Raw genomic sequence first — 17092 nt, 5'->3', positions numbered from 1 at the left:
CAAATAATGAAGTATATTCGTCTATAATAATAGTAACAAATCTAGACACAACTTGCAAATTATAGAAATAGTGACGCAGGCGTTTAAGGAGGGTGAAAGCAATGAGTTTGGGGTTGCTTGTTTTTCTAGGAATCGTCCCATTATTGATTCTCTTTTTCTTCCTCATCATATTACGGTGGACAGCAAGAACATCGATGATCTTGGCATTTGCATCCGTCTTAGTTTTGGCAACAACTGTATGGGAAGTACCTGCAAACAAAATCGCTGGTGCCAGTTTCATTGGTTTTGAAACCGCATTCAGTATTTTGTATATTGTGTTTGGTGCCTTGCTTCTGTTGAACATGCTAAAAGAGAGCGGTGGATTGGGTGTCATTCGAAATAGTATTTCCGGTGTGACAGACGATCGGCGTATACAAGTCATACTTATTCTATGGATTTTCGGAGCGTTTTTGGAAGGCGCTGCCGGTTACGGGTCGACAGGAGCTGTGATTGGTTCAATGTTGGTCGGGCTTGGTTTTCCGGCCATGGCTTCAGCTCTTATGGTTATGATTTTTCAAAGTACATCTGTGACTTTCGGTGCAGCTGGTGCGCCCATTTCCATAGGTCTCAGTTCGGGTCTTGGAGACGGCAAACTCGCCGATGTCAATTCTGCGCTTCAAGTAGATACGTGGGGTCCATTTCTTTTGGAAATGACCGGAAAGATTGCGTTGGTTCACGGTATTGTGGGCACCCTTATACCTCTGTTTATGGTCGTCCTTCTTACTGGATTCTTTGGCCAATCCGTTAGAGAAGGTTTTAAAGCGTGGAAATTTGCTCTTTTTGGAGGACTTAGTTTAACAGTACCATATGTCTTATCAGGCGTATTTTTAGGCCCTGAATTTCCTTCCTTGCTCGGTGGGCTCATAGGAATTGTCATTGCAGTCATAGCCGCGAAAAAAGGTTGGTTTATGCCTAAAGATACGGTATGGCGATTTAAAGATAAGTCTGAATGGAAAGAAGAATGGAGTGGCATTCTTGAAATCGAGAGTGAAAAGATAGCCTCTTTTTCAGCATTCCGATCATGGCTTCCTTATATTATCACAGCTGCTTTGCTTTTTATTGTCAATGCTCCCTTTTTGCCCATTTCTTCTTGGTTGGGAAAAACGGATATTGCCGTTAACCACATTTTCGGGAGCGAACTCGGTACTGATTTTGGATTACTGACGTCTCCCGGATTCATCTTTTTAATCGTCTCAATTTTGACTTATTGGATGCATGATATGGAATGGACGTCATTTAAAAGCGCATTGAAAGAATCCGTGAAAACCATTGGGTCAGCAGGTGCAGCATTGATATTTGCCGTTCCAATGGTTCAGGTCTTTCTTCACAGTGACGGCGGTGCTGCAGGATTTGAAAGTATGCCTGAAACGTTGGCGAGTGGATTAACGATACTATCAGGTAATATGTGGGCATTTATAGCTCCAGTTGTTGGTGCATTAGGGGCCTTTCTTGCCGGAAGTAATGTGTTCAGTAACCTTATGTTTAGTCATTTCCAATTAAACATGGCTGTCAGTTCACAGTTACAGCCGTCATGGGTGTTAGCCCTTCAAGCGATTGGTGCCGGTGCTGGAAACATGTTCAGTGTTCATAACGTGATTACAGCGGCAGCCGCCGTCGGTCTGGTTGGACGAGAAGGAGAGATTATCAGGAAAGTTATTTTGCCTGGTTTTTATTATATTCTTCTGACAGGTGCTATTGGTTTTGTTATCTTAATGGGAATTGGGTTAAATATCGGAACGTTTGTCGTTATAGCTATTTACGCAGCCGTTATAGTAGCTATATGGATGAATAATAGAAATAAATGGACACCAATGGATAACAAACAAAGGAAGATGAATAATTAGGGGTTGCTGAATGATTTATATCTTACCTAAGAATAATAGGGGCTTTCGATCTCGGACCGAAAAAAGGTTCTCGACCATTAAATATAAAACGTATAAAAAAGTATCCCGGAGGATCTTTTCAAGATTCATAACCAGGAACTGGATGGAAATGACCGTTTCACTGGTCACCCGAAGACATGCTGAAATAAGGCCAAGTCCATACGAACGCTTGCCCTCGCCAAACTTGCCTTCTATCGCATTTCGTTCTGCGGCATCCTGATATTCAATTTGTTTTTGAAGCCGGTTCTCCTGAGCATTTTTGGAAGGGCGGCCGAGTTTTGGTCCGCTCAGCCGGATGCCGCGCTCCTTGCAGTAGCGTCGGTTTCCCCTTGTCCGGTAAATCTGGTCAGCCAGGACCGCCTCCGGATAAGTACCATGGCGCCTACAATAGGCCTCAATGGAGTCCTGAAGATAGACTCCTTCATGATAGGCGTCCCATGACAGTTTATCCAGCGTGGTATAACCATTGATCATGCTTACGGAGATTTTGGCCCCGAACTCAACATTGGCATCTGTTTTACCACGTACAATCGGACGTACATGAGGCTGGTGGATACTGACGATGCGATGGTCGATTTGATGCTTTTTATGGTCATACATGTGCTGCTGTTGACGGGTTAGTTCCTGTATGACCAATAATTCCCCATACTGACGCTTGTCCAAAGGTGACAGTCCTACCTGTTGCACGAGGAACGAGATGTGTTTTAAGTTTCTCTGAACGTAGTTTAGCTGCTTGCCAACGGCTTGTCGAACGTTTTTGCGTCCCGGTTGCTTTTGCTTGGAAATTGCCAGATAAGCCTTGCGGGCTTTCTTTCGATAGGTACGTGGTTTCCGTCGCTCACCTTTCAAAGGTTCATGCAGCGTATCGATCATGGCTTCAAGCTTTTCCCGTGCCTGATTTAACAAATTCAAATCCGTTGGATAGGCGATATCGGCTGGGGCACAAGTGGCATCCATCATCAGCTTTCCCTGATTAGGTAAGCTATCAGCCGTTCCCTGATTGGACTTGTCACCATGTGAACCGCCGGTTCCTTTATGGTCATTATCTGAATCATCATCATCGTCCTGGTCACGCTTTGTTTGTTCTTCCACTATCCATTCATTGACTTGGTTGACGATGGAAGCATCCAGGCGTTTACGGAAATACGTCATGGTCGAGGCATGAAAAGGCGCTTCTTCCTGAAAAGATGAAAGCCCGATAAAATACTGAAGATACGGATTCTCCGTAATCTGTTCCACAGTTTCCCGGTCACTCAGTCCAAGACGCTCTTTTATGATTAATGCGCCAAGCGCCGTCCGGACCGAATAGGCTTTGTTTCCTCTTGTTGAATCATTCAGGAGTTGAACGTACTCATCTTCAAGTTTTGACCATGGAATCAGATTGGCCATAACAGCCCAGCGGTTATTAGGGTTCAAACGACCCCCAAAAGGGAGGAAAAATTCATCCGGCATGATCATTTGACGTTCATTATGTTCGTACATTGTCAGGCCTCCAGGTGCAAGGTTTTTTCGTTGAATTTGTCTCTATCCCTTGCAACTTATTTCGACAAAAAGACGCAAAGTTCCTGTCCAATCAGTCATTTTTATTTATTCAGCAGCCCCTAATTAAACAAATAGAAGTATCCAAAAACACCTATCGAACAAAAAATGGATTGACGGAATGCTTACAACCCTTCCACTGGTGTCTCTTGCCAAAAAGTGACTCACTCACAAGCTTTGACATAACCGCATCTTTGGCATATACTAACTAATAATAGATGGATAAATGGATAGTCCGTTCCGATAACGGGAGAGGTTCTTAGCTTCAACCCTCTATAAAAAACTAAGGACAGATGATGAGACGTTTAAAACCATGTGCCTTAGGGCCGTGGTTTTTTTAATGAGAGGAGGTTTTGATATGACTGAACACAATGATCGTTTACAGGGCTTGTCGCAATTGGGAAATCAAGGAACAACTTATGCATTTGATTACACACCGGATGTGCTTGAAGCAATAGACAACGAGCATCCTGACAGGGATTATTTCATCAAATTCAATTGTCCTGAATTTACAACACTTTGTCCGCAAACCGGGCAACCGGATTTTGCGACGGTGTATATCAGCTATATAGCAGATAAGAAAATTGTTGAAAGCAAATCATTGAAGTTGTATTTGTTCAGTTTCCGGAATCATGGAGACTTTCATGAGGATTGTATTAATATTATCATGAACGATTTGATTGATCTGCTTGATCCACGCTACATCGAGGTGTGGGGAAAATTTACACCGCGCGGGGGCATCTCCATTGATCCATATTGCAATTATGGCAAGCCGGATACCCGGTTTGAGCAAATGGCAGAACACCGTTTGATGAATCATGATCTGTATCCGGAAAAGGTTGATAATCGCTGAAAGAGGGATGAGCGAGATCCTCTCCTTCCATGTTAATCCGTCGACTATTTCAAAACGGTTATTGGGCCGTTTTTCCAATCATAGGGAGAGGATAGACCATGTTTGTTTACTTAAATGCATTATTTATTGGCTTGTTTTTGTTGTCGAATGTGTTGGGCGTCAAATTGTTCAGCATCGGTAGTGTCGTGTTGCCCGGTACGCTGGTCGTCTATGTTGTCACGTATATTATTACAGATGTCATCAGTGAGGTATACGGAAAGGATGCTGCGCGGAAGACAGTGCTGGCAGGCTTTTTAACACAGGTGGTTGCACTGGTTTTCATTTTTATTGTCATTCAATTGCCGGCAGCTCCGGATTTTGGTCTTCAGACGGAATTTGCAGCGGTTCTGGGCGGCAGTTTCCGGGTGATGGTCGCCAGTCTGATGTCTTATGCGGTTAGTCAAAATCTTGATGTTAGTATTTTTCATTATTTGAAAGCCCGGCACGGCGATTCCAAATTATGGATCCGTAACAACGTGTCCACGATGACGAGTCAACTTGCTGACACCGCCATTTTTATTACAGTCGCGTTCTGGGGGACGGTTCCATTCAGTGTGCTGATGGGCATGCTCGTCTCGCAATATGTGGTCAAACTGCTGATTGCATTGTTGGACACCCCTGTTGTATATATGCTTGTAACATGGGCTCAAAAAAGTAGAATGAACGTCAATATCCCCGGCGCATAACGTGTGCCGGGGATATTTCTAGAAGATTTCATTCAGAATTTGATCGTTGTTTAGCATAGCGATAATTGTTGAAAAGGTACTGTTACGGATTGACTGCGTCGATACGATCGCGGATGGGCTTCGGGCATCACAGCCGGGCGATCAGACATTTCCGGTCATGCAAACGTATGTGGATGAGATTGTGCTGCTTCTATTAAACGCGCCTTGTTGTTTGTCACGGAACGGTTGGAACAGCGGATCGAACCCTCCGCTGCTGTTACCGTCGCTGCTGCCACGACGCATGAACTGGGATTTCACGGAAAACACATCTGTCGTGTGCTTTTAGGGGGCAACATTACGTTGGGACACATGTCTGATCTTTGCGAGGAATAAAGGGGCAGAGGCGCTGATCAACCGACCACGAAACGGATGCCAGGTCTGATAAGCGCTGCGGTTGTTCTTTCCGGTACATAAACAGATCCATCTGTTATTGGGAATCATTATCTCGATCCTTTTCCATGTATTCTTTGATTTTCTTTTCCTCCCACTTGGCTCCCAAAAAATGATTGTCCTTTATGGATAATCCGTGTATGATGATACCGATTCCCCAGCCACCGAGCGCATAAAGAAACCACCAATAATCCGGGTTGGTGACCATGTTAATAACGAAAAGCAGAGTATTAACGAGCCCATACACAATAAGGTGACTGTAAAAGTCTTTTAAACGCTCAACCTTTTCTTTCGCTTTCATATAAGCTTGGGATTGATGATCCATGAAATTTGCTCCTTTTCGTAATGGTAGAGAATTGCTTTCATTGTGACGCGTTTTCATGCGATGGTCCCATGGTAACACGCATGGCTTCTCACATGACCTGAAACGGATTAGGCAAATAGGAGCCTGGACAGGTAAATGACCCCTGTAACGGTTACAGCGCTGGACAGGGTTGAAAACAACACCATTTGTGCTGCCATATAAGGGTGATTTTGATATTCTTGCGCAATAACCGAACTGTTTACCGATGTCGGCATGGCCGAGGCAATGAAAAGGGCCTGTGCTGCTGTGCCATCGATCCCCAATATATAAATGATCAAAAGAGCGATGGCGGGACCGATCAGAAGCCGGATCAGCAAACTGACATAAACGGGCGATAATATCGATGTCCATTCGATTTGGGCGACTTGAGCCCCCAACATAATAAGCGCCATGGCAATCATAGCATCGGAAATATAGGTGGCCGGCTCCCAAATAACATCGGGGACGGACAGGTTGGTGATGTTCATAAAAATACCGGCGGCCATTGCGTATAAAACCGGCATTCTGAAATAACCGAGCAATGCGCGCAGTTTGCCGACGTTAACCGATTGCAATATAAAAATGCCGTATGTAAACGTCAGAATGTTTTGCATAGTCAGAATGATAACTTGAATGGACATGGCAAATGGATCGCCTCTAAACACGAGATCATTGACAGGGACGCCATAATTTCCGGAATTAAAAAAGATAATGCTATTGGAAAACGTTATCCCTTTTCCACGATTCAATCGCTGCATTTTAATCGCTACTTTGGATATAATGAATAATGTGGTGATATATAATAAGAAAAATAGAACAACTAGCAAAAAAATCGTTGGCGAGAATTCAGTGTTGTACAGTTTGACAAATATGAATCCCGGAACCAGAAAATAAATGTTCAATTTGGCAAGGGTTTGCAGGTCCAAACGAAATTTTTTCTGCATGAAATACCCAATGCCCATGACGATAAAAATGGGGATAAGAATATCCAATAAAATAGTGAATAGTTCCGACATGTTGCTGGCTTCCTTTCGTCGTTGGTACCGTTTATGAACATGCTAATCTATTTCAAAATAACAAAAACAATTTAAAAAATCCAAAAAACAGCTGTTAGCGTACAAAAGCGCCTGTTGTGTGCTTTTAGAAGGCCACTTCGCTCGGGGTCAAAGCGGAAGGAGATTGACCTAAACAATCCATGCGTCCATATGTCACGGTATTTTAAATGAGTGATATGTTTTATTATACGTCATTCGTTATTAACTTTTTAGACGGAAATTGGTAAAATAGTAGGCATCAATTCGAAATGAAAGAAAGATAAGGGAGACATCGACATGACAACATATTCTAAAGACAACCGTTGCCGACTTCTCGTTCAATGCCCGGACGGTCCGGGTATTGTATCAGCTATTTCAACATTTTTGCTGGAGCACGGTGCGAATATCATCGAATCCAATCAATACTCGAGCGATCCTGAACATGGAACATTTTTTATGCGGATTGAATTTTATTGCGCGGATCTTGATGACAAACGATCGGCCCTAGAATCTGACTTCATCCAATTAGCCGAGCGATTTTCCATGGAATACCGTTTCGCTTATCACTGGGAAACGAAACGAACAGCCATTTTCGTTTCCAAAGATTCGCATTGTTTGCTTGAGCTGCTTTGGGAATGGCAGAGCGGGGATTTGGAAACGGATATCACTTGTGTTATCAGTAATCATGACGATGCCCGCGAGCTAGTCGAATCAATGGGCATTCCATTTCACCATATTCCGGCAAACAAGGATATCCGGCAACAAGCGGAAGCAGAGCAAATCCGGCTGATGGAGGAATACGATGTCGATGTGCTTGTTTTAGCACGTTACATGCAAATTTTGACACCGGATTTTGTCGCGCGTTTTCAAGATCGGATTATTAATATCCACCATTCGTTTTTGCCGGCATTTGTCGGTGCCAAGCCCTACGAACGAGCCTATGAGCGCGGTGTGAAATTGATCGGTGCCACCTCGCATTACGTCACAAATGAATTGGATGAAGGTCCGATCATTGAGCAGGATATCGAGCGAGTCGACCACCGCGATCATGTTGCCGATTTGAAAAAGATTGGCCGGAAAGTGGAAAGACGCGTCCTTGCCCGAGCGGTGAAATGGCATCTGGAGGACAGAGTCATTGTGGAGGATAATAAAACGATCGTTTTCAGGTGACTAATAGCGCTATATAAAGGGCTTTGTCCAACTTAGATTGAGTTAAAGAAAAATCCGAACTGATTCATACATAATCTGAATCGGTTCGGATTTTTTGATGACATTAGCGTAGGACAAGCACAGTATTATTTCAGAGTGGAAACGACGTCTTAAATATAGTGTTCGTATTTAGAATTGATCTGTTTCGTTTTGTCCCAGCTTCTTTTTTGCTATTTGTTATTTTTCGTTTTGTTCATGTTCGCATCCGTGTTGTCTTCAGCTGATGTCTTATCGTTATCAGGTTTATCTTCGTCACCAGATTCCTTCTCATCATCAGGCTTTCCATACTGATATTGATTGGGATTAATCGGTTTCCAGTCTTCAGTAGGTTCATAGAATCGCAACAAGTCACCGTTCAGCACTTCATCATTCAAGCTGAGTTCGAAATGAACCTGATTGCGCATTTCTTTCATGTCTTCTGTCGGTTCTTCAATGGGTTCGCCAGTCACATTATCAAAAAAGGTGTTTTGCACATAGCTGTAATCATCAGTCATGAAATCTCCATTTCGGAATGGGACGAATTCTCTATGCTCTTCGGAAAACATGTCTGTGCCAAATTGGATATAATCATTGGCATTGATTCCCAATAGATGCAGCATCGTCGGCATAACATCCACTTGACCGGTATATTCATGATTGATGCCCTGGCTGTCAACGCCGGGTATGCGAATCATATACGGAACGCGTTGCAAGTTAGCGTTTTTCAGTGGTGTTATTTCTTCACCGGTAATCTTGCTCATGGCTTGATTATGATTTTGTGAAATGCCTTGATGGTCACCGTAAATCATGATAACCGAGTCTTTATACAGGCCTTTTTCTTTTAAATCATGGAAAAACTGCTTAAGTGACTCATCCAGATAACGGGCTGTCTGGAAGTAACGATTAACGGTGCCATCGTCAGTATTCGCAGGCGCTATGGACGCATCCCCTTTATCCAATTTGAAATTGTAATGGTGCGTTAACGTCAGCATATGCGCGTAAAACGGCCCATTTTGTTTATCGAGATCTTTGAGCATTGGCATCGATTGCTTGAAGAACGGTTTATCCTTCAACCCGTAATTGATCACTTTATCCTCACTCATGTCATAGTAACTGGAATCATAAAACTTATCCACGCCCATATACTTGTATACTTGGTTTCGATTCCAGAATGACTTGTCATCCCCGTGAAATATAGCACTGGTATAGTTCTGCTTTTGATCGAGAATGGCCGGCATGGACTGATACGTATTCGTGCCTTTCGTGACAAATGCAGCCCCTTGCGGCAATCCGTACAAAGAGTTATCCATCAAAAATTCCGCGTCCGCTGTCTTCCCTTGTCCGGTCTGGTGGAAGAAGTTGTCAAAGTACGTAAAATTCTTGCTCTCATCATGAACGAGGGAATTTAGAAACGGCGTTACTTCTTCCCCGTGCAGTTTATAATCAATCAAGAATGACTGAAACGACTCCAAATGAATTTTGATAATGTTTTTGCCTTCTGCTTTTCCGAAGTATTCCGCGTTCGGTTCGGCGTATTTTTTATTCGTGTAGTTTTCGACTTTATTGATATCGTCACTAGAAGCCATCGACCGTTTTGCGTTGGCTTTCACTGTTTGCATCGTATTGAACACGGCAAAGTTGGGAGCGCCGAGATACTTAACAATATAATTATTGTCAAACACCCGCTCCAACAGCTGCGGACGATCAATTTCGGCCAACCCTAAATTAACTGTGAACACGATGACGCCTGACGCCAATACAGCAAAAGGCCTTTTCCAGCTCAGGCGTGTGACAGTCCAACCCGCCTTCCACTTGACAAACAACGCGGTCAGACCAATCAGATCCAGCGTATAGAGGAGATCATGCCATTCAAACAAACCGATAATACTTTTGCTGATACTGCCGGCGTTCTCCGTCTGCATGAGTGTCTGAATGGTAATAAATGTGTCATAGTCACGATAGAATATGATATTTGAATACATAAACAACGTTAGCAGCGCATCGATAATCAGCAGGGAAATACCAAACCGTTTCCCTTTAAAAAATAACGCAAAACCGAGCAACACCAATCCCGAACTCAACGGATTAATGAATAGCAAAAAGTGTTGCAGCACATTATTAATGCCTAAATTGAATTCTGTGATATAAATAATATATGTTTTAAACCAAAATAGAAGTAGAGCAAGCAAAAAGAACCCCATTTTGGTCGATTTCAAATTTTTAACGTTTCCTAACTTTTGAAGCTTTTCCATTAACGTCACCTCAATTTTTTTACTTGCTTAACGTCATCCCATTCACCTTATCATTACACCATTATCATCTTTTTTGGAGAATGCTCTGATTTCAAACACATTCTATTATATAACTGTTTTGTCATTTTGTTAAGACCTATTTTTTTGGTAAAAGGCCTAGAACGTTTTACCCTGTTAGCTTGTCTATTAAACTATCCGCATTCTGAATTTCCGGGAAAAGTCGAGCATATAAGACGATGAATTATATGCCTTTGCCGGAAGAAATATGCCTATGGGAGGATGATCAAATAGCGCTCCCGGAATTTGACCATTAGTTAACCGTTTTATTTCTGTAACGTTTAGCAAACAGAGTCTCCCTTCGTACAGCGCTTCGACACCGGCATGGGTGGATTAAAGAGAACTCGTACCATGTCATTATAAACATGAAGGTTAAAGTCATAATGTTTTGTATATTAACAAAACGGATATATACTGGTAATAGCGAATGATCACGAAGGAAGGTAAAAGATGGGAATTGCTAAAAAATACGTTCGATTGATAACCAATCATTCACGGTAAGCATTCCTTATACGCCCATTGCATACGTTTAATAAAGAATCGATTAAAAAGACCGGATGATCACTATGACGGGGGAGTGAAAGCTTATGAAAATTCTTGTAACCGAGCTGATGTGGGAAGACGGTTTGGCCGAGCTTAGACGACTTGGATACGCCGTCGATTATGATATGGAGCTTAGTCGGAAACGGGAAGAACTGTTGGAGCTCGTGCCGAATTATGATGCCTTGATCGTCCGAAATGAAACGCGGGTCGATTCCGAATTGCTGGATGCCGCGACAAACGCGAGAGTCATTGGACGGCTCGGGGTCGGGCTGGATAACATTGACTTGAAAGCGGCAAAGGAACGGCATATTCCGGTCATTTCTGCTAAAAATGCGAATGCCACGTCTGTTGCGGAATATGTGATGGCGGCCATGCTGGATGCGTCCCGTCCACTCTCAGATGCTGATGCGGACGTGCGCCGTGGTAGTTGGGACCGCAAATTTTTTACGGGCTATGAATTGAATCAACGGACACTCGGGCTTGTCGGTATGGGTGAAATTTCCAATCGTACAGCGAGAAGAGCCAAAGCATTTGGTATGGATGTCATTGGCTATGACCCGTTTGTTGCGCCGTTTGATCATATACTGGCCGAGACCGGGGTGAGGGCTGCGAACACGCTTGATGAATTGCTTGGTGAGTCGGATTTTATCTCTATTCATGTCCCGCTCACCAACGATACCAAACATATGATGAATAAAGATAAGTTTTCACTGATGAAGCCGCATGCTTACGTGATTAATTCAGCCAGAGGCGGTATCGTTCACGAGCGGGATTTGGTTGACGCTGTGGAATCAGGGGACATTGCCGGCGCCTATCTTGATGTGCTTGAAAAAGAACCTGTTGAGGCCGATTCACCGTTGGCACAAGTTGAATCGATCCGGTTGTCCCCGCATATCGCCGGTTTGACCGATGAAGCACAGTCCCGTACAGCCATGCTGGTTGCCCAGGAAGTTGATCGAGTGCTTCATGGTGGAAGATCAATTTGCGCCGTCGTGTGACAAACAGGGGACGTCTGTCACGACTATACTGATCCGGTTGATAAACTCGAAATCTGGTTGATATCTGCCACGATCCGGTTGATAAATTCGAAATCTGGTTGATACCCGCCACGATCCGGTTGATAAACTCGAAAACTGGTTGATATCCGTCTCGACCCGGTTGATAAATTCGAAATCTGGTTGATATCTGCCACGATCTGGTTGATAAACTCGAAATCTGGTTGATATTTGTCTCGACCCGGTCGATAAACTCAGAAGCCATTCCAGCGGAGGATTCGTTCATGAAGAAAACGTTACTAATTACGGCATCAAGTGTCATTGTTGTATTGCTGGTCGGCTTGTTGTTTGCGGGTAATTATTTTTACGGAAAAGGAATTAAGCGCGGCACGGATGTCGAGCTTCACCGGGGATCGACTGAGGAAGTCAACACGTCCCCGGTTTCAGGAAATAAACAGCCTTTGAACAAGGCTAAGAATTGGTATGAAAATCAAGACAAGCAAACGTTGACCTTAACGTCGTTTGACGATCTAACACTACAAGCCAAATACATAAAGAACGAAAAAGCGAGCGACAAGACTGCTATTCTCGCACATGGCTTCCGGAAAACGGGCGATGCGATGGGGGACCTTGCGAAATTTTACTATGACAAGGGATTCTCCATTTTACTGCCCGATGCACGGGGGCACGGTGACAGTGACGGCGACTATATTGGGTATGGCTGGCATGATCGGCTGGATTATATCGATTGGATCGATCGGATGATTACTGAATACAACACTGACGACATTATATTGCACGGCAACTCAATGGGAGCGGCGACGGTATTGATGGCAAGTGGGGAAGAGCTTCCCGACGAGGTGAAAGGCATCGTTGCCGATAGTGGCTACACGACTGTTAAGGCTGAACTGGCCCACCAGTTAAATCACTTGTATAGCTTGCCGTCGTTTCCATTATTGGATGTCACGAGCCTCATTACCAACGTGCGAGCCGGTTATATGCTGGGTGAAGGCTCTGCTGTGGAACAGGTGAAGCAGAACACCCGTCCATTAATGATTATTCACGGTGGCAGCGATGAGCTGGTCCCGACCGATATGGCGAAGGAAATATATGATGCCGCCAGCGGGGACAAATCTCTATGGATCATCCCTGACGCCGAACATAAGGAAGCATTTGACATGAAAACAAAACTATTTAAGAAACGCGTGGGTGCGTTTGTCGACCGGGCACTAAATAAGTAGTGTCCGGTTTTTTGGTGTGCGTGGGAGGCAGATAGATTATAAGAACGACAAACGCTGCCACTCGAGCATACCGAATAGACGATTGTCGGACGTAGCCGAAAATCAACGGCCTTCAATCAACTCACCGCAACTCAGGACAGAGGCCGCGCAACTTAGCGCTGAAGTCGCGCAATAATTAGAAATGTCGCGCAGTCCGAAGCGCAACTTGCGCAGTCCAGCCCCGATGTCGCGCAATCCGCGGCAAAACTCGCGCAGCTCAGGATGCAACTCGCACAGTAATGGCCCGAAGTCGCGCAATCCGCGGTAAAACTCGCTCAGCTCAGGGCGGCTCCCTACTCGAGCGACAGCTTTTCCCATATCCAATAAACGATTTTCGGCAACTACCGAAAATTAACGGTCACCTAAAAATAGTCATCATTCACTATTAGTGACGCTGTTGAATATATTTGAGAGAATAGATAGTAACCGATGATAATAACGTAGCAAGAATTTAAATAGATTGTATGACATATATTGAGGGATAAAGATGACAATACACATACGTAACCCCTGGTTGCTCGTTTTAACCATTGGTCTGGGCACGTTGCTTAATCCATTGAATTCATCCATGATATCCGTTGCATTGACGAGGTTGCAGGAGACGTTTTCCTTAACGTTTGCGGACGCGTCATGGCTTATTTCCATATTTTATTTAGCAAGTGCCGCCGGTCAGCCTGTCATGGGAAAACTTAGTGACATGTTCGGGGCAAAGCGCCTATTCATGGCCGGTCTTCTATTAGTGGCAGGAGCGTCTGTTCTGGCCCCATTTTCACCCAATTTCCCTTTTCTTTTGGGGTGCCGGGCGTTGCAGGCCGTTGGCAGTTCGACGCTATTTCCAAGCGGTATGAGCATCGTCCGCTCCTATATTACCCAAAAACAAGGACGAGCGTTGGCCACATTGTCGGTGTTCTCAACGACATCAGCTGCATTTGGCCCGTCCATTGGCGGTTTTCTGATTGCGGCATGGGATTGGCCATCCATTTTTTTGATTAATTTTCCTTTTATTATTCTATCGTTTACGTTGGCCCAGTTTATACTGCCGAATGCCAGCCAGGGAACATTCGAATTAAGTCGGATAGATTTTCTCGGTATTGTCCTGTTCATGAGTGCCATGGTCGGTTTGATTTTGTTTATTTTATCGCTGGAAACCAGTGTTCGCTGGTGGGCCTTTGCACTATTTTTGTTGGGAGCAGCCGCCTTTATTGGTTATGAACGCAAGCAGGATGAGCCTTTTATTGATTTGCAAGGATTGGTGAAAAACCGCAATGCCTTGTTCGTTTATATTCAGTTTATGAGTATCAATGTCGTATATTATTGTTATTTTTTCGGGTTTCCGACGTATTTGCAGCAGGTGCGTGGTTACAGCGAGCAGCACACAGGCTTGATTATGCTGACGCTTGCAGGGTTTGGGGTCGTGACGGCGCCGATTGCTGGACGGCTTATTGATCAATTTGGCTCCAAACTGCCGCTTGTGATCGGTGCATCCCTGTTACTGACCGGCACCGGTTTGCTATTAACATACCATGAAGCATCCCCTTTAGCATGGTTGATGGTTATTATGTCAGTTTTGGGCATGAGTCAAGGGTTTAATAATATTTCAACGCAAACAACCCTTTACGACAATGTGGATCCGGAAGAGACCGGTTCAGCATCCGGTCTGTATCAGACAAGCCGGTATATGGGGGCCATTTTGTCATCCAGTCTGTTGGGTCTTGCATTTAACGCGTATATGGATACAGCTCATCTTCATTTGGTAGCATTGATTTGTTTTGTTTTTTGTTTGGTGATTGTTTTATTGGCGATAAAACTGCCAGCGCGGAATAGGCTGCGGTCAAGTAAGTAATGAGACGAGGTATCCGCTCGGGTCGTTATAAAAGAAAAACGTGATGTTACTATTGACTCCATCGTCAAAACATTGTAAATTATACCGTATAACATTTGAATAAACGAACTTCTTATCCAGAGAGGTGGAGGGATTGGCCCTGTGAAACCTCGGCAGCGGGCTCGTTTGAGTACTGTGCCAACTCCAACAGACGTATGTCTGACAGATGAGAAGAGGAACCATAGCTGTATCAGTCCTCTTCTTATAGTCGGAAGGGGGCTTTTTTATTTTCAATTTTAATATGAACTTTTTTTAATCAATCATAAGTAAACAAATCTGTTTAGAAGGAGTTGAGTAAAATGACAGCGTATGGTGTATGGATGATTATTCTGGCCGTTGGGTATACGATTGCTTTGATTATCGCCGGGCAAATAGCGAAGCGACGCCTGTCCAATCAAGATAGCTATTTTGTCGGCAATCGCACATTTAATAAATGGATTGTGGCTTTTTGCATAACGGGATTGTTTTCCGGGTCCACCTATATTTCTATTTTGGAGTTGTCGTATTTAAGCGGCCTATCGGCTGTATGGTATGGGGTTGCCGAAATGATGCAAATTTTTATTATTGCGTTTTTGATCATTCGCCCATTCCGGAAAAAGATGCTGGTTACCGTGTCCGGCCTGATTGGTGATACTTATGGGCGTTTGGCTAAAGGAGCCGCAGGGGCGATTACGGCGTTTGCTTTTCCGATGTGGTCGGTTGCTACGGCCATTGCATTTGCCTCAGCTCTGCACGTGTTCACGGGAATCTCGCTTGCTCTTTCGGTTGCGTTTACGGCGATATTGCTGTTCGTTTATTTGCAGGCAGGCGGGATGTGGTCGCTGGCTTTTACACAGTCGATGAACATGATTTTATTTGCAGTGATGGTCGTCATTGGGGTGATTGCCTTTTTCATTCATCCAGGGATCGACGGTTTGGTTGCGTTTGCTGACGAACAACCGGCTATGTTCACATTTGATAACGTGGGGTTGCAGGTGATTGTTGCCTGGTTCGGAACCTTTCTTGTCAACGTTATTCTTGCCCAGGCTGCTTTTCAGATGGCGTTGTCGTCCCGGACACCGGAAGAGGGGCAAAAGGGATTGATTATGGCCGGGTTCATGGCTATCCCATTCATCATCGGTGGTGTGTTATTTGGTGTATCAGCCAGCGTCACCATTCCTCAGGCCCAAACAGGTTTGATTGCCATTCCCCGGTATTTAATGGACGTGCTACCAGCGCCGTTAGTTGGCTTGTTTTTCCTCGGTGTATGGGCATGTGCCCTGGGATGGGGCGGACCATGTCAGTTTTCCGGGGCGACCAGCCTCGGTCGTGATGTGAGCCGTTCGATCAAACCAGCGGCAACAGAGAATCAGCTGATCACCTATACGAAAATCTCATTGCTGCTTTTAACGGTCCTGATGATTGCATTTGGCTTAATGCGCACGGAACAATCAGCGTGGTGGAACGTACTCGCCTGGACAATCCGCAACAGTGCCACGTTTGCGCCGGTTATCGCAGCCTTGTTCTGGCCTGTCGTTACCAAACGCGCCGTCGCGGTGGCATTAGTCACAGGATTTAGCAGTGGGTTGCTATGGTACTATCTGGGTGACTGGGATCCGAATGCGTTCTTCTTGCATATCCACCCCGTTTGGATTGGAAGCTCCGTGAATGTCGTCAGCATTACCGTGGTTACCTTGTTGGACCGGCAAGCAAACTGGTTTATGCGTAAAAAAGACCGTCTGGCGTACATTGGTTTAACGGGAGGAATCGTGTGTGCGGTCATTAATGGTATATATTTCTCTCCGCTTTATCAAAACGGTCTGTTCGGTCTATTTCTATTTGCAGCGATTCTTTGTTTCTTTATCACCGTTATTCGATTTATCCGTCCAGTGGAGGAAAAACAGAGGATCAGGGAAAAAGGCGCATAACTGGTTAGCGGATAACCGTGGATGATTTGACGCTATCGTTCAAGTCGTGACTCGAACGATAGCGTCGTCATCGACGATAACTGAATAATCATCCCAAGTGACCGAATTTGGGTGGAAAGTGACCGGATCCGAGTTCAAAACTG

12 protein-coding genes and 2 riboswitches are annotated in these 17092 nt (G+C 44.5%); of the genes, 8 read left to right on the top strand and 4 right to left on the bottom strand.

What is annotated here, in order from left to right:
- Window positions 1–101 precede the first annotated feature (101 nt).
- Window positions 102–1883, top strand: a complete 1782-nt coding sequence (locus tag ACZ5Q7_RS00710) for an L-lactate permease (RefSeq protein ID WP_343752257.1) — start codon at window positions 102–104, stop codon at window positions 1881–1883.
- A gap of 15 nt (window positions 1884–1898) precedes the next feature.
- Here the strand turns inward: ACZ5Q7_RS00710 and ACZ5Q7_RS00705 are convergent, their stop codons facing one another.
- Window positions 1899–3404 (bottom strand): IS5 family transposase, encoded by a 1506-nt coding sequence (locus ACZ5Q7_RS00705; protein ID WP_464432985.1) that lies wholly within the window; start codon window positions 3402–3404, stop codon window positions 1899–1901.
- A gap of 303 nt (window positions 3405–3707) precedes the next feature.
- Window positions 3708–3754, top strand: a riboswitch (PreQ1 riboswitch).
- A 65-nt stretch (window positions 3755–3819) separates the two neighbouring features.
- Between ACZ5Q7_RS00705 and queF the strand changes: the two genes are divergently transcribed.
- A complete protein-coding gene (gene queF / locus ACZ5Q7_RS00700; protein WP_343752562.1) occupies window positions 3820–4314 on the top strand; it encodes a preQ(1) synthase in 495 nt (164 codons plus the stop codon).
- Window positions 4315–4412: 98 nt separating this feature from the next.
- Complete coding sequence (locus ACZ5Q7_RS00695) at window positions 4413–5039, top strand: queuosine precursor transporter (protein ID WP_343752561.1); 627 nt, start codon at window positions 4413–4415, stop codon at window positions 5037–5039.
- A gap of 466 nt (window positions 5040–5505) precedes the next feature.
- On the opposite strand, the gene ACZ5Q7_RS00690 is transcribed toward ACZ5Q7_RS00695, so the two are convergent.
- Window positions 5506–5793 (bottom strand): 2TM domain-containing protein, encoded by a 288-nt coding sequence (locus tag ACZ5Q7_RS00690; RefSeq protein WP_343752560.1) that lies wholly within the window; start codon window positions 5791–5793, stop codon window positions 5506–5508.
- 107 nt (window positions 5794–5900) lie between these two features.
- Window positions 5901–6827 carry an AEC family transporter gene (locus ACZ5Q7_RS00685; protein WP_343752559.1) on the bottom strand — a complete coding sequence of 309 codons (927 nt, stop codon included), beginning with the start codon at window positions 6825–6827 and terminating at the stop codon, window positions 5901–5903.
- A 315-nt stretch (window positions 6828–7142) separates the two neighbouring features.
- Between ACZ5Q7_RS00685 and purU the strand changes: the two genes are divergently transcribed.
- On the top strand, window positions 7143–8015 hold the full coding sequence (purU, locus tag ACZ5Q7_RS00680; protein WP_343752558.1) for a formyltetrahydrofolate deformylase: 873 nt from the start codon (window positions 7143–7145) through the stop codon (window positions 8013–8015).
- A gap of 209 nt (window positions 8016–8224) precedes the next feature.
- Here the strand turns inward: purU and ltaS are convergent, their stop codons facing one another.
- Entirely contained in the window at window positions 8225–10285 is a 2061-nt protein-coding gene (ltaS, locus tag ACZ5Q7_RS00675) for a lipoteichoic acid synthase (RefSeq protein WP_343752557.1), read from the bottom strand.
- A 644-nt stretch (window positions 10286–10929) separates the two neighbouring features.
- Here ltaS and ACZ5Q7_RS00670 point away from each other — a divergent pair.
- From ACZ5Q7_RS00670 to ACZ5Q7_RS00655, 4 genes are all read left to right on the top strand, one after another.
- Entirely contained in the window at window positions 10930–11883 is a 954-nt protein-coding gene (locus ACZ5Q7_RS00670) for a hydroxyacid dehydrogenase (RefSeq protein WP_343752556.1), read from the top strand.
- Between the two features lie 281 nt (window positions 11884–12164).
- Window positions 12165–13121 (top strand): alpha/beta hydrolase, encoded by a 957-nt coding sequence (locus ACZ5Q7_RS00665; protein WP_343752555.1) that lies wholly within the window; start codon window positions 12165–12167, stop codon window positions 13119–13121.
- Between the two features lie 526 nt (window positions 13122–13647).
- Complete coding sequence (locus ACZ5Q7_RS00660) at window positions 13648–15003, top strand: MFS transporter (RefSeq protein WP_343752554.1); 1356 nt, start codon at window positions 13648–13650, stop codon at window positions 15001–15003.
- 109 nt (window positions 15004–15112) lie between these two features.
- Window positions 15113–15215: riboswitch (SAM riboswitch) on the top strand.
- Window positions 15216–15341: 126 nt separating this feature from the next.
- Window positions 15342–16949 (top strand): sodium:solute symporter family protein, encoded by a 1608-nt coding sequence (locus tag ACZ5Q7_RS00655; protein WP_343752553.1) that lies wholly within the window; start codon window positions 15342–15344, stop codon window positions 16947–16949.
- Window positions 16950–17092: the final 143 nt, after the last annotated feature.

Source organism: Lentibacillus halophilus (assembly GCF_055395055.1).
Note: the sequence above shows the minus strand (reverse complement) of the source record. Positions and strands in the feature narration are given on the sequence as shown.

Bases quoted from the DNA above. Each gene is read 5' to 3' on its own strand.
- ACZ5Q7_RS00710 (WP_343752257.1), top strand. From the start codon at position 102: ATGAGTTTGGGGTTGCTTGTTTTTCTAGGAATCGTCCCATTATTGATT.
- ACZ5Q7_RS00705 (WP_464432985.1), bottom strand. From the start codon at position 3,404: ATGTACGAACATAATGAACGTCAAATGATCATGCCGGATGAATTTTTC.
- queF (WP_343752562.1), top strand. From the start codon at position 3,820: ATGACTGAACACAATGATCGTTTACAGGGCTTGTCGCAATTGGGAAAT.
- ACZ5Q7_RS00695 (WP_343752561.1), top strand. From the start codon at position 4,413: ATGTTTGTTTACTTAAATGCATTATTTATTGGCTTGTTTTTGTTGTCG.
- ACZ5Q7_RS00690 (WP_343752560.1), bottom strand. From the start codon at position 5,793: ATGGATCATCAATCCCAAGCTTATATGAAAGCGAAAGAAAAGGTTGAG.
- ACZ5Q7_RS00685 (WP_343752559.1), bottom strand. From the start codon at position 6,827: ATGTCGGAACTATTCACTATTTTATTGGATATTCTTATCCCCATTTTT.
- purU (WP_343752558.1), top strand. From the start codon at position 7,143: ATGACAACATATTCTAAAGACAACCGTTGCCGACTTCTCGTTCAATGC.
- ltaS (WP_343752557.1), bottom strand. From the start codon at position 10,285: ATGGAAAAGCTTCAAAAGTTAGGAAACGTTAAAAATTTGAAATCGACC.
- ACZ5Q7_RS00670 (WP_343752556.1), top strand. From the start codon at position 10,930: ATGAAAATTCTTGTAACCGAGCTGATGTGGGAAGACGGTTTGGCCGAG.
- ACZ5Q7_RS00665 (WP_343752555.1), top strand. From the start codon at position 12,165: ATGAAGAAAACGTTACTAATTACGGCATCAAGTGTCATTGTTGTATTG.
- ACZ5Q7_RS00660 (WP_343752554.1), top strand. From the start codon at position 13,648: ATGACAATACACATACGTAACCCCTGGTTGCTCGTTTTAACCATTGGT.
- ACZ5Q7_RS00655 (WP_343752553.1), top strand. From the start codon at position 15,342: ATGACAGCGTATGGTGTATGGATGATTATTCTGGCCGTTGGGTATACG.